The 18,177-nt window shown below is 69.4% G+C and carries 16 protein-coding genes; 12 read left to right on the forward strand and 4 right to left on the reverse strand.

The window, feature by feature from the left end:
• Positions 1–51 precede the first annotated feature (51 nt).
• Positions 52–1,770, reverse strand: coding sequence for a S1C family serine protease (locus tag QN350_RS11140; protein WP_323516392.1), 1,719 nt, complete (start codon positions 1,768–1,770; stop codon positions 52–54).
• Positions 1,771–1,974: 204 nt separating this feature from the next.
• Here QN350_RS11140 and QN350_RS11145 point away from each other — a divergent pair, with 204 nt between their 5' ends.
• Entirely contained in the window at positions 1,975–3,210 is a 1,236-nt protein-coding gene (locus QN350_RS11145; protein ID WP_322137563.1) for an aminotransferase class I/II-fold pyridoxal phosphate-dependent enzyme, read from the forward strand.
• Positions 3,211–3,337: 127 nt separating this feature from the next.
• Here QN350_RS11145 and QN350_RS11150 read toward each other — a convergent pair whose 3' ends face one another.
• Entirely contained in the window at positions 3,338–4,417 is a 1,080-nt protein-coding gene (locus tag QN350_RS11150) for an alkene reductase (RefSeq protein ID WP_322137564.1), read from the reverse strand.
• A 230-nt stretch (positions 4,418–4,647) separates the two neighbouring features.
• On the opposite strand from QN350_RS11150, the gene QN350_RS11155 reads away from it, so the two are divergent.
• Positions 4,648–5,742, forward strand: coding sequence for an alpha/beta hydrolase (locus QN350_RS11155; RefSeq protein ID WP_322137565.1), 1,095 nt, complete (start codon positions 4,648–4,650; stop codon positions 5,740–5,742).
• A 93-nt stretch (positions 5,743–5,835) separates the two neighbouring features.
• Here QN350_RS11155 and QN350_RS11160 read toward each other — a convergent pair whose 3' ends face one another.
• On the reverse strand, positions 5,836–6,597 hold the full coding sequence (locus QN350_RS11160) for a glucose 1-dehydrogenase (protein ID WP_322137566.1): 762 nt from the start codon (positions 6,595–6,597) through the stop codon (positions 5,836–5,838).
• A gap of 127 nt (positions 6,598–6,724) precedes the next feature.
• On the opposite strand from QN350_RS11160, the gene QN350_RS11165 reads away from it, so the two are divergent.
• Both QN350_RS11165 and QN350_RS11170 read left to right on the forward strand, forming a co-directional pair.
• Positions 6,725–7,450, forward strand: a complete 726-nt coding sequence (locus tag QN350_RS11165; RefSeq protein ID WP_322137567.1) for a helix-turn-helix domain-containing protein — start codon at positions 6,725–6,727, stop codon at positions 7,448–7,450.
• A gap of 116 nt (positions 7,451–7,566) precedes the next feature.
• Entirely contained in the window at positions 7,567–7,953 is a 387-nt protein-coding gene (locus QN350_RS11170; protein WP_281535437.1) for an ATP-dependent DNA ligase, read from the forward strand.
• A 21-nt stretch (positions 7,954–7,974) separates the two neighbouring features.
• Here the strand turns inward: QN350_RS11170 and QN350_RS11175 are convergent, their stop codons facing one another.
• Positions 7,975–8,832: a carbon-nitrogen hydrolase family protein gene (locus QN350_RS11175; RefSeq protein WP_322137568.1), complete on the reverse strand. Its 858-nt coding sequence runs from the start codon at positions 8,830–8,832 to the stop codon at positions 7,975–7,977.
• Between the two features lie 117 nt (positions 8,833–8,949).
• Here QN350_RS11175 and QN350_RS11180 point away from each other — a divergent pair, with 117 nt between their 5' ends.
• From QN350_RS11180 to nadC, 8 genes are all read left to right on the forward strand, one after another.
• On the forward strand, positions 8,950–9,627 hold the full coding sequence (locus tag QN350_RS11180) for a response regulator transcription factor (RefSeq protein WP_134445835.1): 678 nt from the start codon (positions 8,950–8,952) through the stop codon (positions 9,625–9,627).
• 13 nt (positions 9,628–9,640) lie between these two features.
• A complete protein-coding gene (locus tag QN350_RS11185; RefSeq protein ID WP_322137569.1) occupies positions 9,641–11,023 on the forward strand; it encodes a HAMP domain-containing sensor histidine kinase in 1,383 nt (460 codons plus the stop codon).
• A gap of 83 nt (positions 11,024–11,106) precedes the next feature.
• Positions 11,107–12,645: a glycosyltransferase family 39 protein gene (locus QN350_RS11190; RefSeq protein ID WP_323502843.1), complete on the forward strand. Its 1,539-nt coding sequence runs from the start codon at positions 11,107–11,109 to the stop codon at positions 12,643–12,645.
• Between the two features lie 5 nt (positions 12,646–12,650).
• Positions 12,651–13,391: a polyprenol monophosphomannose synthase gene (locus QN350_RS11195; RefSeq protein ID WP_322137571.1), complete on the forward strand. Its 741-nt coding sequence runs from the start codon at positions 12,651–12,653 to the stop codon at positions 13,389–13,391.
• A gap of 88 nt (positions 13,392–13,479) precedes the next feature.
• On the forward strand, positions 13,480–14,196 hold the full coding sequence (locus tag QN350_RS11200; protein WP_322137572.1) for an NUDIX hydrolase: 717 nt from the start codon (positions 13,480–13,482) through the stop codon (positions 14,194–14,196).
• Between the two features lie 54 nt (positions 14,197–14,250).
• Positions 14,251–15,576 carry a quinolinate synthase NadA gene (nadA, locus tag QN350_RS11205; RefSeq protein WP_322137573.1) on the forward strand — a complete coding sequence of 442 codons (1,326 nt, stop codon included), beginning with the start codon at positions 14,251–14,253 and terminating at the stop codon, positions 15,574–15,576.
• Complete coding sequence (nadB, locus tag QN350_RS11210; RefSeq protein ID WP_322137574.1) at positions 15,573–17,282, forward strand: L-aspartate oxidase; 1,710 nt, start codon at positions 15,573–15,575, stop codon at positions 17,280–17,282. The genes nadA and nadB overlap by 4 nt, the downstream gene beginning before the upstream one ends.
• Positions 17,276–18,160 (forward strand): carboxylating nicotinate-nucleotide diphosphorylase, encoded by an 885-nt coding sequence (nadC, locus tag QN350_RS11215; protein WP_281535443.1) that lies wholly within the window; start codon positions 17,276–17,278, stop codon positions 18,158–18,160. Before nadB ends, nadC begins: the two co-directional genes overlap by 7 nt.
• The last annotated feature ends 17 nt before the right edge of the window (positions 18,161–18,177 follow it).

Consider the following 18,177-nt stretch of genomic DNA (forward strand, 5'->3'; position numbering starts at 1 on the left):
CCCCGCGGGCCCATCCCCGGCGGCGCAGGGCGTGGAAGGAGTGCGGACCTGCTAGCTGGAGAGCTCCCCGACCGTGACGGACACGGTGAAGGACTTGCCGTCGCGCACGTAGACGAGGTCGGCCGTTGCGCCGGCGGCGAGCACCCGTACCTGGGCGGTGAGATCCTTCGCGTCGGTGATCGGCACTCCGTTGAACTTCGTGACGACGTCGCCCTTCTTGAGGCCTGCCTTCTCGGCGGCACCACCCGACGTGACCTCGCTGACGAGGGCGCCGACCGTGCTGCTCGTGTCACTTGTCGCGGTCGTGATGCTCGCGCCCAGCAGGCCGTGGGTGGCCTTGCCGTTGGCGATGATCTCGTCGGAGACGCGCTTGGCGAGGTTCGCCGGGATCGAGAAGCCGACGCCGATGCTTCCGGCAGCCGTTCCCGATGAGGAGGATCCGCCCGCGTTGGCGATCGCGACGTTGATGCCGATCAGTTCGCCCTTCGAGTTGAGCAGGGCGCCACCGGAGTTGCCGGGGTTGATCGCGGCATCCGTCTGGATCACGGAGAGCGAGATGCTGCTCGTCGTGCTCGGCGTGGTCGGCTGCGCGCTGCCGTCCTTGTTCGGGAGGTCGAAGTTCCAGAAGTAGGGGTTGTCGGTGCTCGGGGCCGTCGCGTCCGGAGTGTCCTTGGTGGGCGCCGCAGAGGAGGCGATCGAGATGCTCCGGTTGAGGGCGCTGACGATGCCGTCCGTGACGGTTCCGGAGAGGCCGAGCGGGGCGCCGATGGCGATCGTGGTGTCGCCGACGTTGAGCTTGCTCGAGTCCGCCCAGTTGATCGGGGTGAGACCGCTCGCGTCGGTGAGCTTGACCACCGCGAGGTCGGAGATCGGGTCGGTGCCGACGATCGTCGCCTTGTAGACCTTCCCGTCGCTCGCGGTCACTTCGAGGGTCGCGTCTGCGCTCGCGCCGTCGAGGGTCACGACGTGGGTGTTGGTCAGGACGTAGCCGTCGGAGGTGAGGACGACGCCGGATCCGGTGCCGCCGGAGGTGCCGCTGGTCGCGTTGATGGTGACGACGCTCGGCATGGCCTTCGCGGTCGCCGCCGTGATCTGGTTGACGCTCTCGGTGTTATTGACGACCACGGTGCTCGAGCCCTGGGCCTGACTGACGGGGGTGCCGTTGCCCTGGCCTCCGGAGAGGAGGGCCATCACGCCGGCGCCCGATGCGCCGCCGATGAGGGCGCCGATAGCGAGCGCCGCGACGAAGCTGAGTCCGGCCCGGCGACGGGCCGGGTCCTTGGGCCGGGGGGCAGAGGACGGACCGGTGGGTCCGTTCGGGCCGCCGCCCTGGGGGGCGTAGGAGAAGGGTGCCGCCGTGGCCGCGAAGTGAGGCGGGACGGAGCCGTCTGCTCCGCCCAGGGGCCGGCCGAAGGCATCCGTCGCGTAGGGAAGCGTCGGCTGGGTGACCTGGTTCGAGGCGTTCGGGACGGGCTGCTGCGGCGCCTGGATCGACTGCGGCGCCTGGGGGGCCTGCGCCTCGGCGGGAGCGGATGCCGGCTGGGCGACGACGCCCTGCGGCTGCTCGGTAACCGGCTGCGCGGCCGGCGGGAAGCCGACGACCTCTGTCGTGTTGTCGGCGTTCGCGGCGGGGGCCGGGTACTCGGTCGTCTGCGCGGCGCCGGCGTCGGTGGCCGGCTGTCCGGACGCGGCGGTCTGGCCGGCGTCGGAGGGAACGTCGCCAGCGGGACGCTCGCTATTAATGTCTGGGTCCTGCGGGTGTTCGGTCATGAGGTGCTCCTTCCAAGCGATGCCAGCTTCGCGCCCGAACCTGAACGAATCCTCCGCTCAAGCTGAGAGCATTCAATGACGAAGCCGTGATGTTGCTTGGGGTGGGTCCCCGGGAGTCCGGGCCGGCCGGATGGGTCTGGCGCTCCTCGCCGGCGAGCACCGCGGCTTGAGTCATCCGCGCGGGGGATGTCGTAGTTTGGATTCATGCCTGGCTCCCGTGAGATCGTACCCACCGCGACCATACCGGGTGCCTGGCGGCGCACCGCCCGGGGCGCCGGCCTCCTGGGCGCGGACGGCACGATCGCCGCCACCATCTTCGCCGAGATGAGCGCACTCGCCGCTCGCACCGGTGCGATCAATCTCGGGCAGGGGTTCCCGGACGAGGACGGCCCCGTCGAAGTACTCGACGCCGCCCGCCAGGCCATCACGGACGGGGTCAACCAGTACCCGCCTGGCCGCGGCTTCCCCGTTCTTCTCAACGCGATCGCGCGTCACCAGCAGCGTTTCTACGGTCTCGCCGTCGACCCGGAGACCGAAGTCCTCGTGACCGCTGGGGCGACAGAGGCGCTCGCCGCGACGATCCTCGCCCTGATCGAGCCCGGCGACGAGGTCGTGACGTTCGAACCGTTCTATGACGCGTACGGCGGCCTGATCGCGCTCGGCGGCGGCCTGCACCGCACCGTGCGCCTGCACGCGCCAGACTTCCAGCCGGACCTCGACGAGCTCAGTTCCGCGATCACCGATCGCACCCGCCTCATTCTCCTGAACAACCCGCACAACCCGACGGGGACCGTGTTCCCGCGCGAGACGCTCGAGCTCATCGTCCGGCTCGCCGAACAGCACAACGCGATCATCGTCACCGACGAGGTCTACGAACACCTCACCTTCGGTGTGCGGCACCTGCCCGTCGCGACCCTCCCCGGGGCATTCGAGCGCACCGTCACGATCTCTTCCGGCGGGAAGACGTTCAACACGACGGGGTGGAAGATCGGCTGGCTGACGGCACCGCCCGCGCTCGTGACGGCAATCCTCGCGGTCAAGCAGTTTCTGACCTACGTGAACGGCGCGCCGTTCCAGCCGGCGATCGCCAGGGGGCTCGATCTCCCGGACTCGTACTTCACCGGTATCGCCGCTTCGCTGGAGGGCAAGCGTGACGTCCTCGAGCGTGGCCTGGTCGCCGCGGGCTTCGCCGTGTCGCGTCCGAGCGGTTCGTACTTCATCGTGGCGGATGCCGCCCCGCTCGGCTATGCGGACGGTGCGGACTTCTGCCGCGAACTTCCCGCCCTCGCGGGCGTCGTCGCCGTTCCGATCGGAGCGTTCTGCAGCCCGGAGCACCGGCCGCAGTATGCCTCGCTCGTGCGCTTCGCCTTCTGTAAGAAGGTCGACCTGCTCGAGCAGGCCGCGACCCGGCTGGCCGCCCTGAGCCCGGCCGGCCGCTAGCGCGGTTCGGGCCCGTAACCCTTCGGGCCCGAACCGATTCGACGGAGATTCCGGTTTTTCAGTACGTGGGACGGTGAAAACCGGCCCACAACCTCAAAATGTCCGTCGAATCGGTTCGGGTCGGTGACTACTCGGCGGTGGCCAGGGCCGGGTAGTCCGTGTAGCCGGCGGCCGTGCTGCCGTAGAGGGTCTGTGCGTCGAGGGCGTTGAGGGGCAGGTCGTCGCGCCAGCGGTGCACGAGGTCGGGGTTGGCGATGACGGCGCGTCCCACGACGACGGCGTCAGCGACATTGTCGGCCAGGATGGCCATGGCCTCTGCCCGGGTCGTGACGGTGCCGAAGCCGGTGTTGATCAGGAGCGGTCCGCCGAAGCGGGCGCGCAGTCCCTGGATCAGGTCGCCGGTCGGGTCCTGGTGCAGGACGCTGAGGTACGCGAGGCCGAGCGGGGCCAGCCCGTCGACCAGAGCGGTGTAGGTGGCGAGCGTCTCTGCGGCATCCGTCTCGAGGACGTCCTGGATGTTGTGCTCCGGAGAGATGCGGATCCCGACCCGGCCGGCGCCGATCGCGGCGGCGACGGCGGTCGCGACCTCGATCACGAAGCGGGCGCGGTTCGCGGGCGAGCCGCCATGGGCATCCGTGCGCTGGTTCGAGGCCGGTGAGAGGAACTCGTGCAGGAGGTAGCCGTTGGCACTGTGGATCTCGACGCCGTCGAGCCCGGCCGCGATGGCGTTCTGCGACGCCCGCACGAATTCCGCGACGATGCCGGGGAGTTCGTCCTCGGTCAGCGCGTGCGGCACCGGGTAGGGCTTCTTGCCCTCCGGGGTGTGCGTCTCGCCGGCGATGGCGATCGCGCTCGGCGCGACGACGTCGTAGCCGCCGTTGACGAGGTCGTGCGAGACCCGGCCGGCGTGCATGACCTGGGCGACGATGAGGCCGCCGGCCTCGTGCACGGCGGACGCGACGGAACGCCAGCCGTCGACCTGCTCAGCGGTGACGAGCCCCGGCTGGCCGGTGTATCCCTGTCCGGCGTGGCTCGGGTAGACCCCCTCGGACACAATCAGGCCGAGGGATGCGCGCTGGCGGTAGTGTTCGACCACCATCGGTCCGGGGATGCCGTCGAGGCCGGCCCGGGTGCGGGTCAGAGGCGCCATCACGAGGCGGTTCGGCAGGTGGAGGTCGCCGAGGGTCAGCGGGGAGAACAAGGTCACAGTCGCTCTTTTCGTAGTACGGAGGGTGCGCCGGGCGCGGCCGAACCGGCCGGCGCAGGAAAGACGCAGGGTGCGCTCCAGACAACGGAACCGGGCCCGTTCCTATTCCACACGCGTTCCCTACCGTCGTCCGCCGGCGGCTCGCCCGAGCCTGGCCGGGCCGGGTTTTGATCGGTCCTGTCCTTTTGCGCGCCGGCAAACCGATTGCCCCGGGGCGACGAATACCTGTCATGACCACCCTGCTGACACGAACTCCCGACCGAACGGCGCGGCCCGCATCCCCGGCGCCTCTCGTGCCGGCCGGGACGCCCGTGACCGAAATGCGGCAGGAGGAGTATTGCCCTTTCCCGCTCTCGACAGACGCCCGCGCCTTCGGCCTGACCACGAGCTCGATGCGCCTCGGCTCGGGCACACTTGTGGTTCGGCACGGCCGCCGCACGGGCAGCGACACGGCGACGGTCCTCCTGCACGGGGCCGCCGGTTCCTGGACGACCTGGACCCCGCTCCTCTCGGCGGCGGCGTCCGACGGCTCGACACGCCCGGGCTCCACGGACTCCACGGGCTCCGTTCCCTCCGGCGCACTCGCGCTCACCGACCTGATCATTCCCGACCTGCCCGGCTGGGGCGACAGCGAAGCAGCGGATGCCTCCGGCCGGCACTCCGCCCGGCCCGCCCCGGGCATCACGTCGGTGGTGGCCTTGATCGCCGAAACCGCCCGTGCACTCGGCTACGAGCACTGGCACGTGATCGGGCATTCCCTCGGCGGTTTCCTCGCCCTCGAACTGGCCGCACTCGAACCTGCCGCTACCGTGTCGGTCTCCCTCGTGTCGGCGACGACGTTCTCGGTGGTCGACAGCGTGCGGCATCCGCTGACCCGCTTCACCATGTTGCCCGGGTACAGCGCCCTGCTCGGTGTGATGCGCGCCCTCGCGGTCGTCGAGCCGGTCGGCCGAGGTCTCGTGCGCCGGCTCGACCGGGTAGGTGTGCTCCGCACCCTCACCGCGCCCCTGTTCAGCCGGGTCCATGCTGTGCACGCGAGCGTGATCTCGGCCCTCGCGACGGAAGTCCGCCCCCGGGCGTTCGCCGCGGCATCCGCCCTCGCCGGAGCCCATGACCCGGCGCGGTCATGGTCGCGGATCACCTGTCCCGTGCACGCGATCCAGGGCGACGCGGACGTCTTCGTCGCCGACTCGGACCGCGCCCGGCTCGCCGCCGTCATTCCCGGCTTCGTCTCGCGAACGATCCCGGGCACGGGCCACTTCGCCCACATCGAGAAGCCCTTCGCGGCCCTCGAAGCGCTGGCGCTGCTCGAAGCCCGCCCGTAACCCGCTCCAACCTCCGCGAGAGTACATATTTGGCCCTTAACCGTGTGGTTTAAGGGCCAAAAATGTACTCTCGCGGGTCGTCAGAGCCGACGGTCAGTTGTGCGGAATGCCGATCGTCAGGCCGCCGTCGATGACGAACTCGGCGCCGGTGGAGTAGCTGGACTCGTCGCTCGCCAGGTAGAGGACCAGGTTGGAGACCTCTTCCGGCTTGGCGCCGCGGCGCAGCGGGATCTCGACCATGTCGACGTCGAGGGACTTCGTCATGGCGGTCTCGATGAAGCCGGGGTGGATCGAGTTCACGCGGATGCCGAGGGGCGCCACGTCGAGGGCGACCGACTTCGTGATGCCGCGCACGCCGAACTTCGACGCGACGTAGGCGTGCAGGCCGGCGCTGCCGAGGAGGCCCTCGACCGACGACACGTTGATGATCGAGCCGCCGCCGCGGCGTGAGAGCGCGGGGATGGCGGCCCGCATGCCGAGGAAGGTCCCGGTCAGGTTGATCTCGATCGTGCGGGTCCAGACGTCGATCGGGAAGCTCTCGATCGGCGCTGCGCTCGCGATTCCGGCGTTGTTGACGAGGACGTCCAGCCCGCCGAACGTCTCCACGGCGAACAGCACGGCGGCCGACCAGTCATCGGCGTCGGTGACGTTGAGGTGCACGTAGCGTGCCGCCGGGCCGAGTTCGGCCGCCATGGCCTCGCCTTCGGTGTCGAGGAGGTCTCCGATGACCACCTGGGCGCCCTCTGCGATCAGCCGGCGCGCGTGCGACGCTCCCATTCCGCGGGCACCGCCACTGATCAGTGCCACTTTGCCTTGAACGCGGCCCATGATGACCACCTCTCTCTTCGGGTTCATAGAATCTGTACTCTACTCCAAAAATGAGCGTACTCCGTTATATTGGAAACAGCTGATTGAACCTACGATTGAGAAACCCCGGGTCGGCACCTGCCCGGGAAGCAGCCGACCCAGAGTGAGGACTCCCGTGCGCGTACCAGACGAAGGCCAGACACCGGTCGTCGATGCCGCCGCCGATGCCACCGTCGGCACTGCCACTCCCGGCCGCCGCGAGCGCAACAAGCGTGACAAGCAGAGCCGCATCCTCGCGGCCGCCGAGGATCTCTTCGCCGACCGCGGCTACGCGTCCGTCACGACGCAGGACATCGCCGATCGTGCGGATGTCGCGGCAGGGACACTCTTCAGGTACGCGACCTCGAAGCCCGAACTTCTCCTGATGGTCTTCAACGAGGAGTGGCGCCGGGCCCTGAACCCCAGCCGGCGGGATGCCGCGGCAGCGGACGCACCCGTCACCCCGACGGACGCGATCATGGACTTGCTCCTCCCCCTGCTGAGATCCGCCGCGCGCCACCCGGAGAACACCGCCTATTACCAGCGCGAAATCCTGTGTGGAGAGCCCACCGGCGCGTACCGCATCGCGGCGCTCGAACTCGCCGACGGACTCGAGGCCGCCATCGCGACCGTGCTCGGCGGATACGGGAGACCGGCCGCCGAAGGACCGGAGCGACTCCGACCGGGAGTCGATCCGGCACTCGCGGCGCGCAGCATCTTCTCGCTCCTCAATCTCGCCCTGATCCGGTGCGGACTCGGCCGGGAACCGATGGAAAACCTGCCGGATGCCCTCCGCTCGGAGATCGACCTCGTGCTGCACGGCATCGTCGAGCGCGTACCGGCGCATCCCGCCGAGGCCTGACGCTTCCCTTGTATTGACCGGGGATTACGACCACACTTAATGTGCGACCCAAGCGGATGCCCCACAAGGGCGGTCTGCCGTTCGCGAGAGGAATCACCGACCGAAAGCGGCACCCCATGGGTTCGTTGACGTATGACCGGGTCACCGTCGAATTCGACGACAGGATCCTTGCGCACCTGCAAATCGTGATCGTGCAGAAGTTGCGTCGCGGCGAGAGTTTCCTGTTGTCCTGGCGGAATGCCGCAGAGGCCGGAGACGGTCGCAGTTCGGCCTGGCTGCACCCGGCCATCCCGCTTTACTTCAAGTTCTCCGGCGGCCAGCCGCCGACCATCAATCCGCTCTGGCTCGCCCAGCTCACCCGATCGGCGAACAGCTCCCAGGGGCTCGTCGCCACGGGCGAGGAACGAGCCATGTCCGATCAGGACCACGCGAAGCGCCCGGAACCCGGCTTCCGTTCCCGGGCCGCCGCGGCCTCCCAGGAGACGATCGCAAGCGAAGGCTGAGCCTTCACCCGTTCTCGCCGGTCAGAGCTCGACGACCCCGAAGCGCCGAAGCCGGAGGGCGGGGTTGACGGCACGCACCTGCTCGAGGCGGGCCGAGGTAAGCCAGGCGACGCCGACATCCGTGGTCTCACCGATCGTGACGAGTTCGACCCCCATCGGATCGACGATCATGCTCGTGCCGACGCCGATCGGCGGGGCGTGGTCGGCGGCGGCGACGTAGACCGTGTTCTCGATCGCACGGGCGGCGAGAAGGGTGCGCCACTGCTGCTCTTTGAGCGGGCCCCGCACCCACTCGGCGGGCACGAGCACGAGCTCGGCACCCGCGTCGACGAGCCGCCGGGTGACCTCCGGGAAACGGATGTCGTAACAGGTCTGCAGTCCGACGGTCAGCCCTCCGACAACGAACGTCTGAGGTGCCTCGATCGAACCGGGCAGCACCCAGTCGGATTCGCGCTCCCCGAAGGCGTCGTAGAGGTGAAGCTTGCGGTAGTGCGCGAGAAGCTCGCCCGTCGGCCCGACCGCCACGAGGGTATTGCAGAACCGCCCGGCCACGGCGGCCGTCTCGAGCATGCCCGCGACGATGACGACGCCGAGGCCCTCGGCGAGCGCCGCCAGTCCCGTCACGAACGGACCGTCGAGCGGCTCGGCGGCCGCGACGAACGCGGGCCCGAGCACGGGCTCGAAGAACGCGGAGTATTCGGGGAACACGACGAGCTGCGCTCCGCGGGCGGCCGCGATGCCGGCCAGGCGGGTGATCTCGGCGAGGTTCGCCTCCCGGTCCGGACCGGGAACGAACTGGGCGACGGCGACACCGGCGGCGGGCGGATCGACGATCGCCACCCGGGCGGGCGAGGGCGCGGCGGACGGGGTTTCGACCATGGCGCCAGCCTAGCCACGGCGAACGCCGCTGGGAGCGGAAAACGCAGACTGGTCACGCTCCGCACCGGGAACGTGCCAGCATGAAGAGGTACCGGCGCACGAGCAAAAGGGGCGGGCATGACGAAGATCCTGGTCGTGGAAGACGACGAACAAATGGGTGCACTGATCGAGCGCGGACTCGAGGCAGAAGGCTACGAGATCGTCAGGGTCGGGAACGGGATGGACGCCCTGATCGCGATCAACAACAACGAATTCGACCTTGCGGCCATCGACGTGATGCTGCCGCAGATGACGGGGTTCGAGATCTGCCGGCGCATCCGCGACTCCGGCAACACCATGCCGGTCCTGCTCCTGACCGCCAGGGACACCGTCGACGACCGGGTCTTCGGACTTGACAGCGGAGCGGACGACTACCTCACCAAGCCTTTCGCCTTCCTCGAGCTCACCGCCCGGGTCAGGGCCCTGCTCAGGCGCCAGTCGATGGCGACGCCCCTGAGCCTCGAACTCGGCAACCTCGCGATCGATTCCCGGGACCTCAAGGTGACCGTGGCCGGCCGGTCCGTCTCGATGAGCCCCAAGGAGGTCGCACTGCTCCGCCTGCTCTGCAGCCGGGCCGGCACCACGGTCGACCGCACGACCATCCTCGAAGAGATCTGGAACGGGACGGAACACATCGACCCGAACATCGTCGACCAGTACATCAGCTATCTGAGGCGCAAGATCGACTCCGCGGCCGCCGGGATGCGGATCGTGACCGTACGCGGGTCCGGGTATGCCGTGGAACTCGTCGAGTGACCGGGGCGCGTCCATGAGGTTGCCCGGGCTGTCGATCCGGGCCCGCATCACCGTCGGCAGTCTCGTGATCGCCGCCGTCCTGTTCAGCGGGGCCGCGGTGTTCTTCCGCGGCGAGGTGGAGGCGATCCTGATCGAGACGACGACGACACTGCTGCACAGCGACGCCGCCCCGATCGTGACCGACCTGATCCGCAATCCGACCGAGCCGATCGACGGCCCGAGCGAAGGCCAGCTCATCGCGATCGTCGGTCCGGACGGCCAGATCTCCAAGTCGTCCCTACCGATCGCGCTCCGAAAACGCGTTCCTGAGCTCGCGAAGATCGGCGAGACGCCGCAGACGATCGATGCCGGCAACGCCCGCTACCTCGTCGCCGCGACAACGGCCGTGACCAACAAGGGCAACTGGGTCGTCATCACGGCGCGGAACGAGGAGGCGCTCGGCCTGCTGCTCGACGAACTGGCCCGGGTGCTCGTCATGGGCACCGTGCTGCTGACCGTTGGCTTCGGCCTCGCGTCCTGGCTCCTGACCGGAGCTGCCCTCCGCCCGGTCAACCGGCTGCGGAAGGAGGCCGAGAGCCTGAGCACGACCGGGTCCTCCGCGGAGCTGCTCGTCCCGGCGGGCCGGGACGAGGTCAGCCGGCTCGCGGTCACGCTCAACGACTTCATTTCCCGGCTGCGCCGCAGCATCGACAGGGAGAAGCAGGTCGTGTCGGATGCGAGCCACGAGCTGCGCACTCCCCTCGCGGTGCTCAAGGCACAACTCGAGCTCGCCCATCTCAATTCCGGCGACGCCCCAGCCCTCGAGGCGGACATCGACGACGCCTCCCACACCGTCGACCGCCTCTCCAGACTGGCCACCAATCTGTTGGAGCTGTCCAAGCTTGAGGGTCAGCAGGCCCCGCCTGAGTGCGGCTGGGACAACCTGATCGCCGAGATCTCGGCCTCTGTCGACCGCGCCAGGGTGGTGCGGAACGGGGAGGACCTCGACGTCGACTACGAGATCGAGGGCGAAGATCCGACCGGCCGCTACGCGATCTCGGTGACCAACGTCGGTCAGCTCGTCGACAACCTCATCTCGAACGCCATCAACGCAATGGGAGGCAGAGGCGCTGTCACCGTCACGCTCCGCAGTCTCCCGGATGGCGCCATGCTGAGCGTCGTGGACACGGGACCCGGGATGCCGGAATCGTTCATCCCGGTCGCCTTCGCCCGGTTCTCCCGCCCGGAACAGTCCCGGGCGAGCGGATCGATCGGTTCTGGGCTCGGCCTTGCGATCGTCCACGCCATCGTGACGCGGGCGAAGGGTTCCATCGGCCTGCGCAACACGGGGACGGGCCTGGCCATCGACATCCGCTTGCCCCGCAGCACCCGCACCGGACCGGGCCCCCGGGCCTGACGGGAAGGCAAACTGAGAGCCTTCGCAGGCGCCCGATGCGCCGCTGTCGGGAAACCCCCGACCGGGTGGCATAACGTATTGGAGTGACCTATCTGCCCGTGACGCATGATCCAGAGCTGCGCCCGCAGCGGCGATCCCGGCCCACCCACCGGCAGCTGGCCCCGCTGTATTTCGGGGTTCTCGGCCTGGTGATCTCCGTCGCGGCGTCCTGGAACCCGTCCTATTGGGGCGACGAGGCCGCGAGCGTGATGTCTGCGGAGCGTTCCTTGCCGTCGCTGTTCCGGATGCTCGGAACGATCGACGCCGTTCACGGTGCGTACTACCTGATGCTGCATTTCTGGATCGACCTCTTCGGGGCATCCGAGTTCTCGACACGGCTCCCGAGCGCGATTGCCATCGGTGTCGCAACGGCGGGAACCTTCACCCTCGCCCGGATGCTGACCGGCGCCCGAGTCGCCTGGATCGCCGCCATCGTCTTCGCGGTACTCCCCCGGGTGACGTACATGGGCGCAGAGGCACGGTCGACGGCGGTCGCGGCGGCCATCGCCGTCTGGCTCGTCGTGCTGCTCGTGCACCTCCTCCGAGCCGGCACAGCGGGCCGGCCGGTACGCACCTGGCTGTGGATCGGCTTCACCGCGCTCTTCGCCCTCGGAATCTACGTCTTCCTCTACGTCGCGCTCCTCGTCCCCGTGCTCGGGATCGCCGTATTCCTGCTCGCACCGGATCGGGCCCGGCGCCGCGGCCAGCTGATCGCCTGGGCGGCTGCAACCGTTGTCGGCCTCGCCATCGCGGCTCCGGTGCTGCTCGCGGGCGTGAGCCAGAAGGACCAGCTCTCGTTCATCGGTCGCCGCGCCCAGACGAGCGTGCTCGACGCGGCGGTCAACCAGTGGTTCGGGAACGTGCCTGCTGCACTCATCGCCTGGGCACTGATCCTGCTCGCGGTCGGGCTCGCGTGGTTCGGACGCGGACGGGTGCCCATACTCGAAGGCACCAGGGCGGCGTTCGCCGTCATGCTCGCCTGGATGCTGATACCGAGCGCGGCCCTGTTGATCGGCACCCATGTCGTCACGCCGATGTACTCGCTGCGCTACCTCTCCATCTGCACGCCGGCCGCCGCGATCGCGCTCGGGATCGCCCTGGCCTGGATCAGGCCCCGGTGGGCCGGGATCACGGCACTCGTGCTGCTCGTCGCCGCCGTCGTGCCGAGTTACATCGACCAGCGCGGCCCGTACGCGAAGAACTCCGGGAGCGATTGGCGCCAGGCTGCGGCCATCGTCGAGGCCGGTGCGCACCCCGGCGACGCGATCGTGTTCGACGAGAGCGTGCGACCCTCCCGGAAACCGCGGCTCGCGTTGCACCTGTACCCGCAATCCTTCACGGGGCTGCACGATGTGACTCTCGACACGGCATACGGGGACACCGGATCGCTCTGGGACACCACCCTGCCGCTCACGAGCGTCCTCGATTCCCTCGCGGGCACCGATACGGTATGGCTGGTGCAGTATTCGGGCAGCAGCGAGGAAAAGGCAGGCACCGACCTGCGTATGCTGCGCGACCTCGGATTTTCCGTCGCCTCAACGGCCACGGTCATACACACAACAATCACCGAACTGACAAGGTAGTTTTCATGGCACAGACACTGGTCATCATCCCGACCTACAACGAGCGCGAGAACATCAATCCGATCGTTGCCCGGGTGCGCGCGAGCGTCCCGACCGCGGACATCCTCGTCGTCGACGACGCGTCCCCCGACGGCACCGGCCAGCTCGCCGACGCCATCGCCGCGGCCGACTCCCAGGTGCACGTCCTGCACCGCACGAAGAAGAACGGCCTCGGAGCCGCCTACCTCGAGGCCTTCGGCTGGGGCCTCTCCCGCGGCTACGATGAACTCGTGCAGCTCGACTCCGACGGTTCGCACCAGCCGGAGCAGCTCCCCGACCTGCTCGCGGCGGCGAAGACCGCCGACGTCGTGATGGGATCGCGCTGGGTTCCGGGCGGGGCCGTGCAGAACTGGCCGTGGCACCGCCGCGCGCTGTCCCGCGGCGGATCGACATACTCGCGCCTGGTACTTCGCCTCCGTCAGCACGATGTCACCGGCGGCTACCGCGTGTATACGGCGCATGCCCTCGAACGCATGGACCTCGCGAGCGTCGAGAGCCTGGGCTATTGCTTCCAGATCGACATGCTGCTCACGAGCGTGCGGGCCGGCCTGACCGTCGTCGAGGTGCCGATCACCTTCGTCGAGCGCGTGCTCGGCTCGTCCAAGATGAGCGGAAGCATCGTCGTCGAAGCGATGGCCCGCGTCACCCTGTGGGGCCTGACGGGCAAGGGCGCCCGACGTTCCGTTGTCACCGCCGCCAAGAGTTGACTCCGCGGGGGCGACTTCGGGTCAGAATGACTATATGATGGGTTCACCCAGTTAGAGTCATACTGACCTTTACCTAGTGGATGCCCCCATGAGCGCTCAATCCGCCGTCGCACTCGCCGTGTCGACCGTGATCTTCGCGCTGCGCTCCGACGCGGAATCCGACTTCAAGACGCTGTGGCTGCCGCTGGTCCGCCGCACCAGGGAGCCGTACCTCGACCAGTGGGCGTTGCCCGGTGGCGGCCTGCCCGGCGACGAAGAACTCGCCGCGGCCGCCGCCCGCACCCTCCGCGAGACGACCGGCCTCGCGCCGAAGTACCTCGAGCAGCTCTACACCTTCGGGGACCCTGGCCGCTCGACCGGGGGCCGCGTGGTGTCCGTCGTCTACTGGGCGCTCGTCGAGTCCGGCGAGGCGGACCTCGCCGTCGTCGGCGAGAACGTGCGCTGGTTCCCCGCCGACCGCCTGCCGCGGCTCGCCTTCGACCACAACCGGATCGTCGAGTACGCCCTGTGGCGGCTGCGGACCAAGGTCGAGTATTCCCGAATCGCCCACGCCTTCCTCGGCGAGACCTTCACGCTCTCCCAACTGCGCGACGTGCACGAGGCCGTTCTGCAGAAATCCCTCGACCCCGCCAATTTCCGCCGCACGATCGAGGCATCCGGTTCGATCGTCGATACCGGCGAACGCGTCGCAGGCACCCGGCACCGCCCGCCCCGGCTCTACCGGTACAACGACTCCGGACGGCAGGACGAACCGGATCCCTTCGGCCCGGAACCCGCCACCACCGCCATCCCCGCCACGAACTGAACTGAACTGAACCACCGTGTACAACGCTTTGTGTGAACATCGAGGAGTTACAGCATGACCATCGCATCGGTCGACCGCACCATTCGCCTGATCAGCACGGGCACCGCACCCGGAAGCACCTGCAGCCCGCAGCTGGCCTCCGGACCCTGGGAATTCGACTCCGGCACCCCCGGCTACGGTCCCGGTTCTTCGATGGGCGATGTCCTCCCGACCGGGTCCCCGCGCCAGGGCGCCCTGCCCGAGCGCTACCGCACCGCCACCGCTGACGAACTCGATGCGCGCATCCGCTCCGCCAAGGCCACCCTCGGCGACCGGGTCGTGATTCTCGGTCACTTCTACCAGCGCTCGGAGGTCCTCGAGCACGCCGACTTCGTCGGTGATTCCTTCCAGCTCGCGCAGGCGACGAAGAGCCGCCCCGACGCCGAGGCGATCGTGTTCTGCGGCGTGCACTTCATGGCCGAGACCGCAGACCTCCTCTCCGGGCCGGACCAGGCGGTCATCCTGCCCAACCTCGCCGCCGGCTGTTCGATGGCGGACATGGCCGACATCGACTCGGTCACCGACTGCTGGGAACAGCTCGAAGAGCTCTACGGCACCGAGCCGGATGCCTCCGGCCGGGTCCCGGTGATCCCGGTCACCTACATGAATTCCTCGGCCGCCCTCAAAGCGTTCTGCGGAGCCAACGGCGGCATCGTCTGCACCTCCTCGAACGCCGAGACGGTGCTGAAGTGGGCGTTCGAACGCGGCCAGCGGGTGCTCTTCTTCCCCGACCAGCACCTCGGCCGGAACACCGCGAAGGCGATGGGGGTCCCGCTCGAGCGGATGCCGATGTGGAACCCGCGCAAGCCCCTCGGCGGCAGCACCGAGACTGAACTCGATGCCGCCCAGGTCATCCTCTGGCACGGATTCTGCAGCGTTCACAAGCGCTTCACGGTCGACCAGATCACCGCCGCACGCGCGGAGCACCCCGGCGTTCGGGTCATCGTGCACCCGGAGTGCCCGATGGCGGTCGTCGACGCCGCAGACGAATACGGCTCGACCGACTACATCAAGAAGGCCATCGAAGCCGCCCCCGCCGGGTCGACATTCGCGATCGGCACCGAGATCAACCTCGTGCAGCGCCTCGCAGCCGAGCACCCTGAGCACACCATCTTCTGCCTCGACCCCGTCGTCTGCCCGTGCTCGACGATGTACCGCATCCACTCCGGCTATCTCGCCTGGGTGCTCGAAGCCCTCGTCGGCGAGGACGGGCAGCCGCCCGCCGTGCTCAACCGCATCGAGGTCCCTGCGACCGACGCGACGAACGCCCGGGTCGCCCTCGAGCGGATGCTCGCCGCGCGTCCTCCCGTCGGTGCGCCGACGAGCGGAGCACGCGCGTGACGCCCGCGGCACCGATCGCACCCGTCGCACCGTCGCTCCGGATCCTCGTCATCGGCAGCGGCCTCGCCGGGCTCATCGCCGCGGTGCGCGCGACCGACGCGGGTCACTCCGTCACCCTGGTGACCAAGCAGGGGCTCCCGGACAGCAATACCCGCTACGCGCAGGGCGGCATCGCCGCAGCCATGTTCCCTGACGACTCCGTCGACCTGCACATCCTCGACACCCTCCGTGCGGGGGCAGGGCTCTGCGACCCGGCAGCCGTCGAGGTGCTGTGCAGCGAAGGACCGGCCAGGGTCCGCGACCTGATCCGCTTCGGCGTCGACTTCGACAGGGACGACTCCGGTGTCACGCGCGGCCTCGAGGCCGCCCACTCCCGCTCCCGGGTGCTGCACGCCGGCGGGGACGCGACCGGCGCCGCGATCGAAGCAGCACTCGTTTCGACCGTCCGCGAACGGGCCGCCCGCTCGGATCAGACCCCGGGGATCCCCCGTGTCCGGATCCGGGAGCACACCATGCTCGTCGACCTCCTCGTCGCGGGAGACCGGGTGACCGGAGCCTCCCTGCTCGGGCCGGACGGGCTTGTGCACCAGGTCGACGCCGACGCGGTGATCCTCGCCACCGGCGGGGCAGGCTCGCTCTTCCCGCACACCACCAATCCCGCGCTCGCGACCGGCGATGGCGTCGCGGCGGCCTGGCGGGCGGGCGCGGCGATCGCCGACCTCGAGTTCTACCAGTTCCACCCGACCGCCCTCGCGGTGCCCGGAACCCCGCTCGTCTCAGAGGCGGTTCGCGGCGAGGGCGCCGTGCTGCTCAACGCTCGCGGCGAGCGCTTCATGCTCGCCATCCACCCCGGCGCCGAACTCGCCCCCCGCGACATCGTCGCCCGGAGCATCGCCCGCGAAATGTCCGCCCAGGGCGGCACACCCGTGCTCCTCGACGCGACCGGCCTCGGCAGGGAGCTGCTCGAAACCCGCTTCCCGACGATCACGGCCGCGTGCCTCGCCGCCGGGATCGACTGGGCCGTCGAGCCCATCCCCGTCGCACCGGCCGCCCACTACTGGATGGGCGGCGTCAGCACGGACCTGTGGGGCCGCACCTCCCTGCCCGGCCTCTACGCCGTCGGCGAGACCGCCAGGACCGGAACCCACGGTGCCAATCGCCTCGCCTCGAACTCCCTGCTGGAGGCCGCAGTCTTCGCCGACCGCGCCGTGCGCGCCCTCGGTACCGGCCCGACCCACGTCGAGGGCCTGAAGCTCCCGCAGATGCCGGCGAACAGCCACGCCTCCGACGCGACGGCTCCCGCCCTGGCCGTCGACGGACCCGGAGCGCCTGTCGACCGCGCCGAACTCCAGCGCCTGATGTGGGACGCGGCCGGGGTGCTGCGCGACGGTGACGGGCTCGCCGCAGCATCCGCTGCCCTCGCCGGCTGGAAGCACCCGGCGCCCACCGGTCGGGACGCGACCCCGGCCGACCGGGTGCGCGCCGTCGAAGACGGCAACCTGCTCGACCTCGCGAGGATCACCGTTGCCTCCGCACTCGCCCGGGAGGAATCACGGGGAGCGCACTACCGCGCCGACTTCCCCGAGAGCCGCCTGGAACTCGCCCACAGCCAGTCCTGGGTGCGTCCCGTTGATTCCGACGATCCGTTCCTCGTGCTCGAATCCCCTGGGCGCACCCGAGAGGCCGAGGAGGCCATCGCATGCTGAGCACCACCGCCATCGACACCGTGGTGCGCGCGGCACTCGTCGAGGACGCCCCCTGGGGCGACTTGACCTCCGAGGCGCTCATCCCCGCAGACGCCACGGCGACCGCGAGGCTCGTCGCCCGCGAACCCGGCGTCTTCAGCGGAGGCGCCGTCTTCGGATCCGCCTTCCGCCTCACCGACCCCGCCATCACGGTCACCCTGCTGACCAGCGACGGCGCTCCGTTCGCCACCGGCGACGTGCTCGCCGAGGTCACCGGCCCCGCGAGGGGGATTCTGCAGGCCGAACGCATCGGACTCAATTTCGTACAGCGGATGAGCGGCATCGCGACCCTCACGGCCCAATACGTCGCCGAGACCGAGGGCACCCACGCCCGCATCGTCGACACCCGCAAGACCACCCCGGGGCTGCGGGCCTTCGAGCGCGCCGCCGTCCGCGACGGCGGAGGCCACAACCATCGCTTCAGCCTGTCCGACGCAGTGATGGCCAAGGACAACCACCTCGCCATCCTGCAGTCCGGCGGACTCGGCCTGACCGAGGCCCTCCTGCTCGTGCGCGACCGGATCTCGCACACGACGCACCTCGAGGTCGAAGTGGACCGCATCGACCAGATCGAAGCCGTGCTCGCGGCCCGTGTCGACACGATCATGCTCGACAACTTCGGCCCCGAGCAGCTCGCCGAAGGCGTGCGCCTGGTCGCGGGCCGCGCCATCGTGGAGGCGAGCGGCGGAGTGAACCTCGACACGGTCAGGGCCATCGCGGCATCCGGCGTCGACGTGATCTCCGTCGGTGCGCTCACCCACAGCGTGCGCTCACTCGACCTCGGCCTCGACGTCGTCGTGGTCGCCGGCACGGAACTCGACGGCGCCGTCCGGAACTGACCCGTAACAGCCAGCAG

It is taken from the genome of Cryobacterium sp. 10I5 (genome assembly GCF_035019865.1).
In the GTDB taxonomy this organism is placed as follows: Bacteria; Actinomycetota; Actinomycetes; order Actinomycetales; family Microbacteriaceae; genus Cryobacterium; species Cryobacterium breve_A.

Excerpts from the sequence above, each read along its gene's own strand:
- QN350_RS11140 (WP_323516392.1), bottom strand. The coding sequence starts at position 1,770 with ATGACCGAACACCCGCAGGACCCAGACATTAATAGCGAGCGTCCCGCT.
- QN350_RS11155 (WP_322137565.1), top strand. The coding sequence starts at position 4,648 with ATGACCACCCTGCTGACACGAACTCCCGACCGAACGGCGCGGCCCGCA.
- QN350_RS11175 (WP_322137568.1), bottom strand. The coding sequence starts at position 8,832 with ATGGTCGAAACCCCGTCCGCCGCGCCCTCGCCCGCCCGGGTGGCGATC.
- QN350_RS11170 (WP_281535437.1), top strand. The coding sequence starts at position 7,567 with ATGGGTTCGTTGACGTATGACCGGGTCACCGTCGAATTCGACGACAGG.
- QN350_RS11145 (WP_322137563.1), top strand. The coding sequence starts at position 1,975 with ATGCCTGGCTCCCGTGAGATCGTACCCACCGCGACCATACCGGGTGCC.
- nadC (WP_281535443.1), top strand. The coding sequence starts at position 17,276 with ATGCTGAGCACCACCGCCATCGACACCGTGGTGCGCGCGGCACTCGTC.
- QN350_RS11180 (WP_134445835.1), top strand. The coding sequence starts at position 8,950 with ATGACGAAGATCCTGGTCGTGGAAGACGACGAACAAATGGGTGCACTG.
- nadA (WP_322137573.1), top strand. The coding sequence starts at position 14,251 with ATGACCATCGCATCGGTCGACCGCACCATTCGCCTGATCAGCACGGGC.
- QN350_RS11160 (WP_322137566.1), bottom strand. The coding sequence starts at position 6,597 with ATGAACCCGAAGAGAGAGGTGGTCATCATGGGCCGCGTTCAAGGCAAA.
- QN350_RS11185 (WP_322137569.1), top strand. The coding sequence starts at position 9,641 with ATGAGGTTGCCCGGGCTGTCGATCCGGGCCCGCATCACCGTCGGCAGT.
- QN350_RS11195 (WP_322137571.1), top strand. The coding sequence starts at position 12,651 with ATGGCACAGACACTGGTCATCATCCCGACCTACAACGAGCGCGAGAAC.
- QN350_RS11200 (WP_322137572.1), top strand. The coding sequence starts at position 13,480 with ATGAGCGCTCAATCCGCCGTCGCACTCGCCGTGTCGACCGTGATCTTC.